The 15,665-nt window shown below is 39.2% G+C and carries 14 protein-coding genes; 4 read left to right on the forward strand and 10 right to left on the reverse strand.

Annotation, left to right across the window (positions count from 1 at the left end; translation table 11 throughout):
* Positions 1 to 218: 218 nt before the first annotated feature.
* Both A6754_RS19235 and A6754_RS19240 read right to left on the reverse strand, forming a co-directional pair.
* Positions 219 to 851: a PspA/IM30 family protein gene (locus A6754_RS19235; RefSeq protein ID WP_066449713.1), complete on the reverse strand. Its 633-nt coding sequence runs from the start codon at positions 849 to 851 to the stop codon at positions 219 to 221.
* A 20-nt stretch (positions 852 to 871) separates the two neighbouring features.
* The gene (locus A6754_RS19240; protein WP_066449714.1) at positions 872 to 1,222 is read right to left on the reverse strand and encodes a lmo0954 family membrane protein; all 351 of its coding nucleotides are present in this window, start codon (positions 1,220 to 1,222) and stop codon (positions 872 to 874) included.
* Positions 1,223 to 1,429: 207 nt separating this feature from the next.
* On the opposite strand from A6754_RS19240, the gene A6754_RS19245 reads away from it, so the two are divergent.
* Entirely contained in the window at positions 1,430 to 1,933 is a 504-nt protein-coding gene (locus A6754_RS19245) for a hypothetical protein (protein ID WP_066449724.1), read from the forward strand.
* A 57-nt stretch (positions 1,934 to 1,990) separates the two neighbouring features.
* On the forward strand, positions 1,991 to 2,917 hold the full coding sequence (locus A6754_RS19250) for a VanW family protein (RefSeq protein WP_066449726.1): 927 nt from the start codon (positions 1,991 to 1,993) through the stop codon (positions 2,915 to 2,917).
* A 36-nt stretch (positions 2,918 to 2,953) separates the two neighbouring features.
* On the opposite strand, the gene A6754_RS19255 is transcribed toward A6754_RS19250, so the two are convergent.
* From A6754_RS19255 to A6754_RS19265, 3 genes are all read right to left on the reverse strand, one after another.
* A complete protein-coding gene (locus A6754_RS19255; RefSeq protein ID WP_066449729.1) occupies positions 2,954 to 3,763 on the reverse strand; it encodes an Fpg/Nei family DNA glycosylase in 810 nt (269 codons plus the stop codon).
* Positions 3,764 to 3,959: 196 nt separating this feature from the next.
* A complete protein-coding gene (locus A6754_RS19260; protein WP_066449730.1) occupies positions 3,960 to 4,238 on the reverse strand; it encodes a general stress protein in 279 nt (92 codons plus the stop codon).
* A 68-nt stretch (positions 4,239 to 4,306) separates the two neighbouring features.
* Entirely contained in the window at positions 4,307 to 5,440 is a 1,134-nt protein-coding gene (locus tag A6754_RS19265) for a trans-sulfuration enzyme family protein (protein WP_066449733.1), read from the reverse strand.
* Positions 5,441 to 5,624: 184 nt separating this feature from the next.
* On the opposite strand from A6754_RS19265, the gene A6754_RS19270 reads away from it, so the two are divergent.
* Entirely contained in the window at positions 5,625 to 7,151 is a 1,527-nt protein-coding gene (locus tag A6754_RS19270; protein WP_066449736.1) for an FAD-dependent oxidoreductase, read from the forward strand.
* Between the two features lie 60 nt (positions 7,152 to 7,211).
* Here A6754_RS19270 and A6754_RS23065 read toward each other — a convergent pair whose 3' ends face one another.
* The 4 genes from A6754_RS23065 to A6754_RS19285 form a co-directional block, all read right to left on the reverse strand.
* The gene (locus tag A6754_RS23065) at positions 7,212 to 8,510 is read right to left on the reverse strand and encodes a globin-coupled sensor protein (protein ID WP_066449745.1); all 1,299 of its coding nucleotides are present in this window, start codon (positions 8,508 to 8,510) and stop codon (positions 7,212 to 7,214) included.
* A 141-nt stretch (positions 8,511 to 8,651) separates the two neighbouring features.
* On the reverse strand, positions 8,652 to 8,786 hold the full coding sequence (locus tag A6754_RS23275; RefSeq protein ID WP_257298658.1) for a hypothetical protein: 135 nt from the start codon (positions 8,784 to 8,786) through the stop codon (positions 8,652 to 8,654).
* Between the two features lie 378 nt (positions 8,787 to 9,164).
* Positions 9,165 to 10,292: a DEAD/DEAH box helicase gene (locus tag A6754_RS19280; RefSeq protein WP_066451758.1), complete on the reverse strand. Its 1,128-nt coding sequence runs from the start codon at positions 10,290 to 10,292 to the stop codon at positions 9,165 to 9,167.
* A gap of 258 nt (positions 10,293 to 10,550) precedes the next feature.
* Complete coding sequence (locus tag A6754_RS19285) at positions 10,551 to 12,011, reverse strand: alanine/glycine:cation symporter family protein (RefSeq protein ID WP_066449748.1); 1,461 nt, start codon at positions 12,009 to 12,011, stop codon at positions 10,551 to 10,553.
* A gap of 217 nt (positions 12,012 to 12,228) precedes the next feature.
* Here A6754_RS19285 and A6754_RS19290 point away from each other — a divergent pair, with 217 nt between their 5' ends.
* Positions 12,229 to 13,440 carry an MFS transporter gene (locus A6754_RS19290; RefSeq protein WP_066449752.1) on the forward strand — a complete coding sequence of 404 codons (1,212 nt, stop codon included), beginning with the start codon at positions 12,229 to 12,231 and terminating at the stop codon, positions 13,438 to 13,440.
* Between the two features lie 474 nt (positions 13,441 to 13,914).
* Here the strand turns inward: A6754_RS19290 and A6754_RS19295 are convergent, their stop codons facing one another.
* Complete coding sequence (locus A6754_RS19295; RefSeq protein WP_066449759.1) at positions 13,915 to 15,186, reverse strand: S8 family peptidase; 1,272 nt, start codon at positions 15,184 to 15,186, stop codon at positions 13,915 to 13,917.
* Positions 15,187 to 15,665 lie beyond the last annotated feature (479 nt).

The raw sequence follows: 15,665 nt of genomic DNA on the forward strand, positions 1-15,665 counted from the left end.
GCTAGCTCCAACGCCTAGCCCCTCGAGGTCTTAAGACAATCTGTCCAGAAGGTTGAAGACCAACCTTCTTGCCATCTTGCCTTAAGCTTGGGGCCCACAGGATGTGGGTTGTGCAGACGTTGCCACAGGACGTGGCGGTTTTAGTCTGCGTTCCTTAAACGAGCAAGGCGTTTCCGCTTTTCTTTTTATACTACCATTTTTTTATTCTGTTTTGAGTGTTATTCTGCTTTTTTCATATCTTTTTCAAGCTGAGCGATTTTAGCATCAATGGTGCTGCGGTAATAGGATGTATTGACTTCGTGTTCTAGTCTGTCAATGTATGTTTCTATTTCATTAAAGCGCGAATATGGCTGATCTGAATATTCATCGTTATGAAGGACCTTGCTCATCTGATGATTGGCTCGGGTAATATTCTCTCTGCCCATTAATTCCATACGGCGCAAGTGCATATCTTTTAATTTATGCTTCATATCCTCATAATTTCTTTCTAATTCCAGAAGCTGAGTATTAGCCTGTTTCAGCATTTCCTGCAGGCGGCTTGCACGCTGCTCATAATGTTCGTATTCCTGCTGAGCAAATGCCTGCAATTCTTGCTCGCCGGCAGCAGCCGCAATTTCAGCTTGCTTCTTTCTTTTTTGTGCAAGGTCTGCAGCTTCGTTATACTCACTTGTGAATTCTTCTTTTAGTTGGTATTGGCGTTCTAATAGCTTGCGGACTTTTTCAGCTTCTTGTTCACTTTCTCTTAAATACTGATTTAATAACGCGATTGGATTTTTCTTTTCTTTATGATCCAAAGCCTCATTTAAGTCCGCTACAATTGTATTTTTTATGCGTGTGAATAGATTTGACATTTTATATGCTCTCCTTTAGGTTATTTTTTATTGATTTCAGCCCATTGCTTTTCAAAGTTTGCGAATGGATCATTATGATTTTCTTTTGGAAACGACTGTTTTGTTTTATTCCAGTTCTTATATACGAGATATAGCACATATGCTGCGGCAATACCGATAATTGCCGGAATGTTAGATGCCGATGCAAGGAGCGCCGCTAAACCGATAATCCCCCATCCTGCTTTCTCCCAATTTGAGTTTGCTTTAATAAATTGTTTATAGACGAAATATAGGATGGTGATGCTGATTGCCAGCGCGAGCATTGGTCCAATGTTTCCAATCAAGATCAGCGCCGCTATGCCTCCTGCCATTAGTAAACCGAATTTTTTCATTTCGTTTCCTCCTTTCTTGATATCATCTTACCGTGATTTCAAAACTTCTATAACGAGCCTCAAGCGTATTTTCATATAAGACTTAAGGCGTATAAGCCTTTAAGACTGTAACTCATGGAACATTCATCCATGTCCTTTATATTGGTTATGAACAATTTATGGAGGGGTAGTAAAAGGATAATCGCACTGTAAGGAGGAGGAAAAAAGATGTTTGGAATCGAAGACTTTTATCATTTCATTCAAGCATTTTTCGTCGTATTTCCGATTGTAACGATCTTGCATTTAATCGGTCATCTAACCTTCGCCTATTTTTTTGGCTGTAAGAAAATGAAGGTAGTAATTGGAGTAGGAAAAAAATTATTTTCAGTGCGAAACATTGAAGTCAGATTATATTATTTTTGGCATGGCAGCTGCAGCCTTGGACCTTTGAAATACACAAATAAATACTCTCAATGTCTGATCTTGATTGGAGGTTCTCTATTTAATCTGCTTGGTATTCTGATTGTAAATATATTGATTCATGAGAGTATCATTAACCCTTCTATGCTCACGTATCAGTTTATTTATTTCTCCATCTATTATGTTTTCTTCGCTTTATTGCCGATGGACTTTCCGGATGGAACGGCAAGTGATGGGAAAATGATCTATTCGACTTTGAAGGGAAAAGAGTGCAAACAAACCTCTCAAGATTGTCAAAGTTTTACCAATTAACAAATCACATGAAAATCCGCACCTCCGCAAATAATAAAATTCGGAGGTGCGGATTTCATGCTAAAAGCCACTTTATGCGCTTTGCTTTTAAGTGCACATTCACTTCATCCAAATGAAGGACTTATCATTCATCATCAGAACAAAAAGATTGCAGAAATTCAAAAAGAAGAGTATGAAATTCCATTATCAAGTATCCCGCTTCTAAATATAGAGCAATACAATACATTACTCAGTACTCTTGAAAAGCAAATCTACCTGCCACCTGCAGACGCTTATATAGGTGAATATGGGCAAATTATTGAAGAGAAGGTTGGCGTAAAATTACACAGGGAGAAATTTGCCCATTTATTTTCTCACTATTTCTATAATAATAATCTAAAGAAAATGGAAATCCCTACTCTGCCCATTCATCCAAGAGTAGATCGTGACCTGCTGCTGCAGATAAATGTAAAGATGATCGGCCAATATGCTACTTATTTTAATAGCCGCAATGTCAGCCGCACGAATAATATTATCTTAGCTGCTAAAGAAATTGATAATACAGTTGTTTTTCCCGGTGAATTGTTTTCCTTTAATCAAAGTGTCGGGCAGCGAACAACCAACCGTGGCTTTCAGCGTGCTCCTGTTATTGTAAGGGGAGAATTATCAGAGGACATTGGCGGAGGAATCTGCCAAGTCTCTTCTACTTTATTTAATGCTGTTGACCAAGAAGGCCTTTCCATCGTCGAGCGCTATTCACACAGCAAGCGTGTCCATTATGTTCCGCCTGGCCGAGATGCAACGGTCAGCTGGTATGGACCCGATTTCGTTTTCCAAAACCTGTACACTCATCCAATCTTGCTTCGTGCAAAAGTTTACGGCGGTCAAATGGTTGTAAAAGTTCTTTCTTCAGATGAAATTGACTTAGAACCCCGCAAAGTTCCTAAAACTGATGAATTAGAAGAAGATCAACAGCAGTTAATACAGTGGATGAATGAAAGATAAGCGGATGCTGCTGCAGCCGCTTATTGTATTTCTGTGCTATTTTTGACACCCTGGACAAAAAAATGTCTTTCTGGAGGATATTTCTGTTTTAACAATTTTACTATGACATCTGTTACACTCCATGCCTTCACGATCATAAACAAGACAGTGGTCATTATAACACCCAGTGAGCTGATCATCTTGAAATAAGGGATTTTCCATATAACCTCCAAGCTGAGTTGCATTTGTTAAAACGGATACCATCGCAGAATACAACTTGTCTTTCTCCTCTTCACTCAGCATATCCATTCCTCGATCTGGAAGCAGATAGGCTTCATAGCAAATTTCATCGCTATAGCAATTTCCAATTCCAGCAATCACATGCTGGTTTACAAGTGTTGTTTTCAGCATGCCCCTTCTTCCTTCTAATAGCTGCTGAAATGCCTCACGATTAAAATGATCCTGCAGCGGCTCCGGTCCTAAATCTGCAAGTTCATCCTCAAGCGTCTGTTTGTTATGTAAGTGCAAATAACCTAGCCGCAATCCAATAAAATAAAGTTTAATGCTGTCAAAAGTAAGAGTGATCTGCTTTGTTCTGTTTGGTGCATCTTGATCGTTCCCCACATACATCCAGCCTCCAAGCATTAGATGAAGCAACAGAAATTTCCCTGTGCTTAAGTGGAAAATTAAATGCTTCGCTCTTCTCTCAATTTTAACAATTACCGCTCCATTGAGTTCTTGTTTAAACAAGTCAGCAGTCACATTTATTGATTTTTCACGCTGAATTTCTGTCTGGATAATTCTTTTTCCTGCGAGGATGGCATGAAGCTGCTGCTTATAGGTTTCCATTTCCGGCAGTTCCGGCATATTCTTTCGCTCCCCTTTAGCACTTTTTTGTATAGTATGTTGATTGACTCCGAGAAATTATGCACGAAGGATGGATTGACTGGAGAATGAAAGTAGGATTCCCTATGCCGGAAGAAAAATTTGCTTAACTGCCGCAGAACAAAAAAATACACTTCTGCTGTTAGATATCTCTAACAGCAGAAGTGTTCATATCATCTTAATATTGTTTACGTTCTAGACCTGCTTCACCAGGATTTTGTTTTTGCTGCCGCAATAGTGGCGACTGGCTATCAACAAAGACAAGTGTTTTCCCTTCTTCAACCTGCTGCTGATAATTGTCATCTTCTGTATTAATCTGCTCTAAGCTTGCATACTGCTCACCAATGACAGCAATTTCTTCTGGTTTAAAGCCTTGATCCTGCAGTTGTTTGACTGCGGCGACTGCATCTTCTTCCACTTGATACGCGCCAGCAAGCCTATAATGCTGCTGATTCATATAAACTCCTCCTTTATTAAGGAATTTATACTCTAATACCCCATTATCTGCATGTAGAAACTTAGCCTTTAAATAGATTTCGAAATAGCTTGATTGAATACTGCAATGATATCTTCTGCATTTTCAATTCCAATTGAAATTCTCACTACTTGATCTGTAATGCCAAGTGCAGCGCATGCTTCTGGCGGCAATGCCCGATGAGAGGTTCTTAATGGATGTGAAACCGATGTTTCCACACCAGCAAGGGTTGGAACAATTTTGATCCACTCCAAATTTTTAAAAAATAAGCTAATGTTAACTGTTTCCGCTAACTTGATTGTTACCATGGCGCCAAATCCTTGTTCACCATGCTCTAAAGGGTAGTAAACCGTCTCAACATGTTCATTTTCTTTTAAGGATAAAGCCACAGCGCGAGCGTTTGCAGATTGTGCCTTCATTCTTAATGCTAATGTTTTCGCGCCGCGGCATGTCAGCCATGCTTCAAATGGAGTGGAATTGGCACCAAGATTCACAATTTTGGTTCTAGCTCTTTCCACAAGTTCCTGATCGCCAACTACGACACCTGCTGTCACATCACTATGTCCGCCAATGTATTTCGTTGCACTATGAACAACTATGTTAACTCCTAATCGGTATGGCTGGCAATGCAATGGTGTCGCAAATGTATTATCAACAATCGTTTTCAGCTCGTGCTTTTGCGCTAGTTGAACAAGCTGAGTCAGATCTTCTACTCTTAAGAGTGGATTAGTAATTGATTCTGTATATAAAAGAACTGTATTTGTTTGGATGGCTGCTTCCACTTCAGCCGGATTTGCAAATGAAACAAACGTGACACTAATTCCTAATGAGGAAAGCTCCTCTTTTAGCATATGAAAAGTGCCTCCATATACATCATCTGCTGCCACAATGTGATCGCCGTTTTGTGCTATTGATAAAATAGCTGCCAGAATAGCAGATAAGCCTGATGAAGCTGCTGCTCCTTCTGGTGTGCCCTCAAGACGGGCAACTAGCTGGCCCAATTCATCTGTATTTGGGTTGCCAACTCTCGAATAAAGATAATTGCCGTTCCCCTGGTAGAAGCCTTCTAATTCTTCTAAATTGGAAAAGGCAAAAGCAGACGTTTGGTAGATTGGTGTTACCTTGCTTTTAATGATCCGTTCCTTTTTATTTTGATTATGTAACACCGATGTTTCGAAATTCATTTGCTTGATCTCCCTTTGAGCAAAAGACTTTAGCTCGTTAAAATATTTGTAAATTCTGATAAGGATTATAGCAACGAATCTTTATAACGTCAATGTGTGAAAGCTTCCAGCTTCGGGTACTTATCGTATACAAAGTCTTAATATAGGAAAACATACAATCAGATAATGTAAGAGGAGGATATTTATGACGAATCAAATGCCAAGATTTCCAGAATCATATTGGACAGATATTGATCTGCCCTCTTTTCAGCCCTTAAAGGAAGATACTTCTGCAGATGTGGTGATTGTAGGCGGAGGAATTACAGGAATCACATCGGCATATTTGCTGGCTAAAGAAGGACTTAAAGTTACGCTCTTAGAAGCTGGGAAAATCTTAAATGGCACAACCGCACATACAACGGCGAAAATAACTGCACAGCATGGAGTTATATACGATGAATTCATTCAGCATTTTGGACTTGAAAAGACGAAACTCTATTATGAGGCTTCCAAAGAAGCTCAGGAATTTATCTTAAAAGTAAAGAACGAATTAAATATTGATTGTGATTATAGCGAGCAAGATGCCATAATTTATGCAGAATCGGATGAATATAGAGAAAAGCTAAAAAAAGAGATGAGTGCATATGAAAAGCTTGGCATTACCGGCCATCTTGGCAATGATTTTCCATTTCCTATCGAAACTAAGGCTGTCTTAACCATGAATAATCAAGCTCAATTTCATCCTCTGAAATATTTGCATCAGCTTGTTCAGGCATTTACGGATATGGGCGGCACTATATACGAGAATACAACAGCTGTGGATCTTGAAAAAGGGGAACGTCCAGATGTTGTAACAAGAGAAGGACATCGGGTCAAGAGTAAATATGTAATAGCAGCTTCTCATTTTCCTTTCGCAGATATGAAAGGATTCTATTTTGCCCGACTGCTACCTGAAAGATCGTATGTTATTGCGATCAAGGCAGAGAAAGAGTACCCCGAAGGAATGTATTACAGCGCTGATCAGCCCAAGAGATCCTTGCGATATACTCCTGTTAATGGGGAAAAACTTTTATTAATAGGAGGAGAAGGTCATAAAACAGGTAAAGGACCTGACACGCTGAAGCATTACGAAGCACTAGAACAATTTGCTTCCAGCCTTTTTGGCATTAAAGAATATCCTTATCGATGGTCTGCACAAGATCTGACTTCACTTGATAAAATGCCATATATCGGGCCAATTACTGCTGACCAGCCACATATTTTTGTCGCAACAGGCTACCGAAAATGGGGCATGACAAATGGTACTGCAGCAGCTTTGCTTTTAAGAGACCAAATCCTTGAAAAAGAAAATCCGTACAGTGAGTTATTCTCACCGTCCCGTTTTGTGGCTGATCCTAGCATTAAAAAGGTCATTTACTATAACACTGATACCGCTGGACAGCTGTTAAAAGGCAAGCTCGAGTATGTGCCAAAAGAAATCAGCGATCTCTCGAATGATGAAGGTGCTGTTGTCATTGTGGATGGAAAAAGATCTGGTGCTTATAAGGATATGGATGGGAAATTGCATGTTGTCGACACTACCTGTACACATATGGGCTGCGAAACACGATGGAATCACGGAGAAAGAACATGGGACTGCCCTTGCCATGGATCACGGTTCTCCTATGATGGAGAGGTTGTGGAAGGTCCAGCAGACAAGCCATTAAAAAAATTGAATGATGTTACTGGTTAATGCACCTGATAAAGAGAACCAGCTCCCCTGCAATTAGGAGAGCTGGTTCCTTAATATCCTTTATGCATTATTTGCCGCATCATTTAACTTTTCAGCTGAAGAGGCAACCGTTGTAGAGGCAGTTCCTATTTCATTAATGCTATAAATAAGTTCATTTACTTGATTCCCTACCGAACTAAGATAGTTAGCGTTTGAAGATATGGATGCTGCAATCGCATCAAAGGCTTCATTGGTTTGCAGAGATGTTTCCATCCCTTCTGTAACAGAAGATGCTACATTTAATAGAGACTCACTAACTGCTTTTGTCAGCAAGGAAGATGTTTGAATCAATTCCTGGATTTCGCCTATTGATAATTTAGTCTGCTCAGCCAGCTTCTTTACTTCCTGTGAAACTACTGCAAATCCCTTGCCATGTTCTCCGGCTCTGGCAGCTTCGATCGCTGAGTTCAAGGCCAGCAGGTTTGTCTGATCGGCAATACTTTGAACAAATGCTATAACAGAATTTACTTTTTCAGATGCTCCGTTAAGCTGCTCAACGGTTGTTGTCATAATCGCAGTCTCAGACTGAATCTGCTCAATTTTAATAGAAAGGTCGGAAAGCTTTTCTTTCCCAATTCCACCTTGATACTGAATGGTTTCTGAATGTGCTCCGCTATCCTTAATAAGACTATTAAACTCATGACTTCGTGCAATTAAATTTTCAACTGATGCACTCGTTTCCTCAGCTAAAGCAACGAGATCCTCACTGACATCGAGGATTTTATCCTTTAATTCATTTTTCCCCTGCTGAAATGTATCCTTCATCATCCTCATATTTTCTTCTTCATAGGTCTCAAGGACAAGCTGCTGCTCCAGACTTAAAAGCTTATTTACGGAGGCAATGATTTCTTTTAATTCGATAATTGAATGTGCACTTTCACAAATGACCTCCAGAATAGCATTTTGAAGATTTTGAAACGATCCCATATACCATGCAGGTTTTAAGCCAATTTTATAGTGTATAAATGCAATTCTTAATCTCTTATTTATAAACTCTTCTGTAATTTCTCCATTAAATAATTCAATGATATGCTGCCTTAAAGTTCCTCGTAATGTTGAAACGGAACTATGTTTGTTTACTATATCCTGCAGCTCCTGTACTTGAAGAATAGTTCCATAAAACTCTTCTGTTAACCAATCAACCTGATGCTCTATTAAAGGCTGCACCAGCTTAATATGCTGCAAATCTTTTTCTGATATTTTAAGCATTTGCAGTTTTTCTAGTATGTTTTGGTTATTTTTAATGTCAATTTTCACTTGAATTTCTTTTGCTGCTATTTGCCAGTTCTCTCTTTTTGGGTGTTTCTTAAATTTTAACATGTTTTCCCCGCCCCTAAAGGTGATAGCACCTCTGTTTATAAAATCTCTATATACTATAAAATAACATAATGCAATAAGATAATATGTGAATTTTTGGTGCCAAATACCTATACCAATCGCATGATTGGTATAGGTATTTGATTAATCTTGAACATTTTTATTTTTTGCTTCTCTGCTGCCTGTTGTAAATTCAACTAATTCTTCACTTGTACGGTCTGGATGTTTTTTATTATTATTTCGCTGCGCGTTTTGATTAGCCTTTTTAGTACGTCCCAAGACACTCACTCCTTTCGTTTAATCAAAAGTAGTATGAGTCAAGGAAAGAATGGTTATTCAGGTTAATCCCACCTCATAGTTCATAATATTCAGAATACTAACGGTGTTCTACATGTTTCGACACTGTTTGTAGAAAATATATCAGCGTTTCCCCTTATTTTCTATAGATTTTCATTAAAATTTACAAAAAAATAACTGAAAGCCTTTACTATTTCCTTTCAGGTAAACATAGCTTCTATAAGTTTATATGCAAGCTCCATTTTACTCCGGTCTAAGAATGAATTGTAATTATAATGTGAAATAAAAAACCGAATGATTAGCATGCAATTTCTAATCATTCGGAAATTAATCTTGTTTAATTATTTTGTCATTAACAACTTATTTACGCTGATCACGCGTACTGTATTCCGTAATGTCTCCGCCTCTGATCATCATTTTTTGCACAGGTATATTCAGCTGATTTCCAAACTTTTTTAATTCTCTTTCTTCGCGCTCATTAATAATGGAAAGAACCGTTCCGCTGGCACCAAATCGGCCAGTTCTGCCAGATCTATGAACATATTGCTCCATATCCTTTGGAAAATCATAATGAACTACATGGGTAATTCCCTTAATATCTAAGCCTCTTGCAGCCACATCAGTTGCCAGCAGAAGATTGGTTCTGCCTTCTTTAAAATCCTTAAGTGCTTTTTGACGTTCGGTTTTATCCAGGTCGCTATGCAGAGTACTTACTTTAATATTTTTGAAGTCCAGCTTTTCAGAAAGCACCGTTAAATTGCCGATATCTCTTACAAAAACCAGTCCTTTTATCCCATTAAGTCTGGAGATCTTTTCAAGCATTTTCATTTTATCTCTTTGCTCTGCGATAAAGTAAAAGTGTGAAACTTCTTCTGCTACTATGGTTTCGTCTTTATTAATTTTAAGCATACTTGGCGACTTGGCCATTTCTGCTGCAATTTTTTCAATGTGAGATGGTAATGTTGCTGAGAACATAACCATTTGCCGGTCACTTAGAGTGGATTTCACGATATTTGTTACAGTGGATGTATGCTCGGGTACAAGCAGCTGGTCACACTCATCTAAAATAATGGTTTTTACTTCATGCATTTTCAGCTTCTTCTGCTTAATAAGCTCTAGCATTCTTCCTGGTGTTCCTAAAGCAATATGAGGATGTTTTTTTAATTTTTCAAGCTGTCTCTTCACATTGGCTCCGCCGATAAAGGACGCTGCTCGAATTCCGCTGCCAGTTGCCCATTTCCCTATTTCCTCTAAAATTTGCATAATTAATTCTTGCGAGGAAGCTATAATAACTGCCTGTACAGCTTTTTTCTCAACATCAATTTTTTCCAGAAGCGGCAATAGGTATGCTAATGTCTTCCCGGTACCGGTTGGAGATTGAGCAATAATATCTTTTCCATCAATAATAAGTGGAATAGCCTGCTGCTGAATAGTCGTAGGCTGCTGAAAGCCGCTTTTAGTCCATGCTTCTTGAATAAATGGCTTCATATCTTTTATAAGTGTATCCAATTTCTGTCACCTTCAGTTTTCTGTATTAATCAGTGTATTAAATAGGATTTGTTCGAGGATGTCATACCTAAAAATACCACTGTTATGTTCGGTTAAACGCTAAACATCATATATTTGATTGTGCAGTTTCTGCATTTTCATTGTCATACTCACTTTTTATTTACAACATAAAGCTTTTTTATTCTAACAAACTAAAAGGTGCCCAGCAATAGCGCTGGACACCTCTGGTGGTTTTATTTATGAAACCTTATCCTTCTCTTCTTCAAGATTATATCCATCTGCCCAATACTCAGCATTTTTAATGCCAAGTTTCGTTGAGTTGAATACAGGATCCAATCCTTGTTTCTTTTGTGCTTCATAATCTCTCAAGGCAATAAGAGCTGGCTTTGTTAAAATGAGGATGGCGATTAAATTCAGCCATACCATCAATCCGAGACCAACGTCTCCAAGCGCCCAGGCAAGCCCTGCTGTTTTAACAGCTCCATAAAATGTTGCACCTAGGAGGACTAATTTCAATATAAACATTGCCGGCTTAATATTCTTGCCTTTTACTAAATAGGCAACATTCGTTTCTGCGATATAGTAATAAGCCATAATTGTTGTAAATGCAAAGAAAAATAATGATACAGCAACAAAACCTGCTCCAAATCCAGGAAGCACGGATTCAACAGCTTCTTGAGTGAATCCCGCACCCGCTTCAACACCTGGAAGATTTTCTACAAGGAAGCTTCCATCAGGGCCAACTGTATTATACATATTCGTAAATAAAATCATAAATGCGGTTGCTGAACACACTAATAACGTATCAATATATACAGAGAAAGCCTGAACAAGTCCTTGTTTAGCAGGGTGTGATACCTCTGCTGCTGCCGCCGCATGAGGACCAGTACCCTGACCAGCTTCGTTAGAGTAAATACCCCGCTTTACTCCCCATGCAATCGCACTGCCCACAATACCGCCAAACATCGAATCAGCTGCAAAGGCACTGCGGAATATTAGTGAAAACACTTCCGGAACTGCACTAATGTTCATTCCGATAATAATAAGAGCAACAATCATATACCCGACTGCCATAAAAGGCACAGCATACTGAGCAACAGTTGCTATTCTCTTAACACCGCCGAAGATGATTAAAGCTAATAAAATGACAATAGCTCCACCCGTTATATACTTACTGACACCAAATGCGTTTTCAATCCCGACAGAAATTGAATTGGATTGAACACCAGGCATGAGGATTGCCATTGCTAGTAAAGCTGCAAGTGCAAATAGAACGGCATACCATTTCACCCCAATGCCTTTTTCAATATAATATGCTGGTCCGCCTCGGTATACACCGTCTTTCTTAACCTTATAAATTTGGGCAAGCGTTGATTCAACAAACGCACTTCCTGCACCAATGAATGCAATAGTCCACATCCAGAATACAGCACCTGGACCACCCATTGCGATCGCTGTTGCAGTACCAGCAATATTACCTGTCCCTACTCGGCCGGATAATGCTAGCGATAAAGCCTGAAACGAAGAAACACCTGCATCCGAGCTTTTCCCCTTAAACATGAGCAAGAACATATCTTTAATATGCCTTACTTGAAGAAATCTTGTCATGATTGTAAAAAATAGTCCTATTGCCAAACAAATATAAATGACGGGGTTGCTCCATAAAACATTATTAAGACTGCCTACGAATTCTTCCAAGCAAAAACCTCCTCTTTATTCTGAATTTTTACCATATTAAGAATTATAGGACATATGTAAATTCAATACAATCATTTTTTTTGACATTTTCACTAGAAAAGAATTTGGACTAGTTATTGTCTTGTTAGGTCATACTTAAATCACTTTCATTTTTCTGAAATTTCCGTTATGCTTATATTTAGGAAAACGAAATATCTTCAAGAAAGAAGTGTTTTTATTGAATCAGCAATCAAAGAGAAATCTCTTCATCATGTGGTTTGCCAATTTCTTCATAGCTGGAAGCATGACAATGGTATTGCCGTTTATCTCCTTGTACATTGAGACATTCGGAGACTTCTCCTCCGCTTATGTTCAGCATTGGTCAGGTTGGACATTCGCCATTACATTTGTGACTGCTTTTATCTTCTCACCTATATGGGGAAGAATTGGGGATTTATATGGCCGCAAAAAAATATTGATTATTTCCGGTCTGGGCATGGGGGTATCCATCTTTTTAATGGGCTATGTCACTTCTGTCGGACAGCTTTTTACATTAAGACTATTCATGGGTATATTCACAGGATTTATCAGTGTCTCGCAGGCTTATATCTCCACACAAACTCCTAAAGAAATTGCTGGACGTGTTCTCGGCACGCTTCAGACAGGAAGCATTACCGGCTCCTTAATGGGACCGCTGCTAGGCGGTATCCTCGCAGATACTTATGGCTACGCAAGTACATTCCAGGGAACTTCCTTTGCCATTATTCTCTCCGCGATCCTCGTGATGTTTACAAAAGAATATGTAATCGAACGCACGAAGGGAACCAAGCAAAAGTATTCAAGCAAAGAAGTTATTTTACACATCATCCGCCATCCGGTTTTATTAACCGTTATGCTCATTTCCTCCTTAGTTCAAATCGCGCATTTTAGTATTCAGCCTATCTTATCTCTATATGTCAGCGAGCTACATGGCCCAGAAAATCTCGCTTTCTTCGCTGGAGTTGCCTTTTCTGCAGCAGGAGCAGGAAATTTATTAATGGCACGTAAATGGGGGAAAATTGGAGATCAGCATGGCTATATTAAGGTGCTTATAATCCTATTATTATTGGCTGGTATTTTCTATATTCCAGGCGGATTTGTCACCAATATGTGGCAGCTTGTGCTTGTTCGTTTTCTGCTCGGAGTAACCATCGGCGGCATTATACCAGTGCGTGTCGCATATATTCGCCAAGAGGCACCGCTCACCATGCAAGGCGAGGTGCTCGGCTACAATACAAGCCTGCGATTCCTAGGCAATGTTATTGGACCTGCAATGGGCGGAATCATATCTGCTTATTTTGGTTTTACAGCCGTCTTCCTGCTTACAAGTTCACTTCTGATTATAAGCGGTCTTATTTTACTTGCATCAACACATCGGCACCCAGAGCTATCGAAGGATTCGGTGACTTGAATTTGAAAAAGAAAGCCTGATTTTGAAGGCGGAATTTGAACAGACCTTGTATTTCCAATGTCCATTTATACTTGATATGAAAACAGCTTGGAGTAAGATCTCTCCAGGCTGTTTTCAATTTTGTTCACACTGGAATGATAATTGGTTTAGAAATAGACGGAGAAATTACGTTTATTTAGAGAAATACCTACATTTCCCCCAAAATAGGCGGAGTATTTCCGACTATATGCACATATTCAATGAATTTTGCTCTAAATAGAGGAGTTAACCGGAATTCCTCCCTTTATTTTTGCTTATTTTGCCCTGTTATAACGAATAGCCGGAAATTCTCCCTTTATTTTTGCTTATTTTTCCCTGTTATACCAAATAGCCGGAATTTCTCCTCTATAATGAGTCCTATGATTTTATGAATATGCAAAAATAGAAGAGCAGTCCAATTCAACTAGGAATTGGACTGCTTCTTTCTTTTTCGAATTATCTTACACGCGGAAAGCCAAATCCTGAAGCATAATCATCTCCAGCTGCAGCACCAGTTCCGCCTTTAATATCGTATTGAATGGCACGGTTTCTTAATTCTGTGCGAAGCTGTGTGTGTGACCAAGATGGATTAGAAGACCAGATTTTAGCTGCTAATCCTGCAACATGCGGAGTCGCCATTGATGTTCCGCTAATTGTATTATAGCCACCGCCTATCCATGTTGATTCAATGTTCGCACCAGGTGCAGAAACCTCAACATCTCTCTCCTGAATGACATAGTCACCATCTGTATTTGGATTTCCTCTTGAAGAGAAGTTTGCAACCCGATAAGTTCCGTTTTGCTGTACATTTTCAAGAGCGGCAACAGCAACTGCGTTTGGCAAGGCGCCAGGATATCCAATTGTATTGCTAGAAGGACCGCTATTACCTGATGCAGCAACAACTAATACACCTTTGCTGTATGCATAGTTAACCGCATTTGTGATCAATGTGTCCTTACCAGCTGAACCTAAAGACATATTAATAACTACTTTAGAGCCTGTTCTTGATGCTTCATCTGCTACATGGCGGATGGCTCCAGCAATATCATCCGAGTAACCTCGGCCATTGTCACCAAGCACTTTATATGCCCAGAGCTTCGATTGAGGAGCAACACCGTAAATACCCAATCCATCATGGCCTCCATGCGCTAATACACTGCCAGCCACGTGTGTTCCATGCCCTTGTCTGTCCGTACAAGAACCGTTTACGAGCGGATTCGATTGTGTGAAGTCTTTACATTGCTCAGCTGATCCTGCCAGGTCAATATGCGATGTATATACGCCTGTATCAAGAACAGCTACTTTAATGCCGCTTCCCCCTGATGTGGCTCTAATGCCGCTATCATTATAAATCGCCTGAATGCCCCATGGTGTCTGGTCACTAGGAACTGCGTTTATGTCATTTGACAGGCTATTTTGTTTGCGCTTTGTCGAAGCCGTTTCTAACTTTACCTCTTGAACAATTTCTACTTTAATATTTTTATTGTTCTGCAGTGCTTGATATTGCTTTGCATTTACTGTTGTAGTGAATCCATCATTGCCAAAATTCCAGCGGGGTTCATGCTGCGACTGCAGACTTGCTTTTGCTGAAGAAGATCCTTGAATTAACACACGATAGGTTTCTTTCGCTTCTGCTGCAGAATCCTCCTTTGCAAATGCATTTCCTGTGAACAGAGATACGCCCAAAGTCAAACTAAGTAGCACGGCACCAAGCTTTCTTTTTTTCATCCTATTTCTCCTCTCCATTTATTTATTTGTGTTTCATGGATGTGACCTCAGTATAGTGAAAATTTCCAAATTAAAACATATGTCAATCTATGCAACATTTAAACTGTGAAAATTAAGTGAAGTTTCATAGATATAAAAAAGTAACAGGAAAAATGGATTAATTCATATTGATTTAGTGGGATATTAGCTTAAAAGCGCTAACTAATCTGCTGTGAAGCTGCAAAGAAAGCAACTAAAAATGAGGGCATTTTGTTGGATAAATAGTGTGGATTTACACGGCATTAAATTTAGTCCAATATATTCCAGCTAGTAGAGTGTAACTTTTTCAGAAATCTTTAATATGGTGGATCCTGCACTAGGAATTGACCGTTAAATGCAGAGAAATGATTGAACGTCTGCCTGGAATGATCGAAAATATCTTCGAATTGACCCGAAAAAATCGGGAAAGGGATTGATACTCTTTAGGAAATAATCGAAAT

It is taken from the genome of Cytobacillus gottheilii (assembly GCF_001636345.1).
Classification (GTDB): Bacteria; Bacillota; Bacilli; order Bacillales; family Cytobacillaceae; genus Cytobacillus; species Cytobacillus gottheilii.

Coding starts and splice junctions, on each gene's coding strand:
- A6754_RS19245 (WP_066449724.1), top strand. CDS start 1,430: ATGTTTGGAATCGAAGACTTTTATCATTTCATTCAAGCATTTTTCGTC.
- A6754_RS19270 (WP_066449736.1), top strand. CDS start 5,625: ATGACGAATCAAATGCCAAGATTTCCAGAATCATATTGGACAGATATT.
- A6754_RS23065 (WP_066449745.1), bottom strand. CDS start 8,510: ATGTTAAAATTTAAGAAACACCCAAAAAGAGAGAACTGGCAAATAGCA.
- A6754_RS19265 (WP_066449733.1), bottom strand. CDS start 5,440: ATGAATTTCGAAACATCGGTGTTACATAATCAAAATAAAAAGGAACGG.
- A6754_RS19235 (WP_066449713.1), bottom strand. CDS start 851: ATGTCAAATCTATTCACACGCATAAAAAATACAATTGTAGCGGACTTA.
- A6754_RS19255 (WP_066449729.1), bottom strand. CDS start 3,763: ATGCCGGAACTGCCGGAAATGGAAACCTATAAGCAGCAGCTTCATGCC.
- A6754_RS19260 (WP_066449730.1), bottom strand. CDS start 4,238: ATGAATCAGCAGCATTATAGGCTTGCTGGCGCGTATCAAGTGGAAGAA.
- A6754_RS19240 (WP_066449714.1), bottom strand. CDS start 1,222: ATGAAAAAATTCGGTTTACTAATGGCAGGAGGCATAGCGGCGCTGATC.
- A6754_RS19250 (WP_066449726.1), top strand. CDS start 1,991: ATGCTAAAAGCCACTTTATGCGCTTTGCTTTTAAGTGCACATTCACTT.
- A6754_RS19295 (WP_066449759.1), bottom strand. CDS start 15,186: ATGAAAAAAAGAAAGCTTGGTGCCGTGCTACTTAGTTTGACTTTGGGC.
- A6754_RS19280 (WP_066451758.1), bottom strand. CDS start 10,292: ATGAAGCCATTTATTCAAGAAGCATGGACTAAAAGCGGCTTTCAGCAG.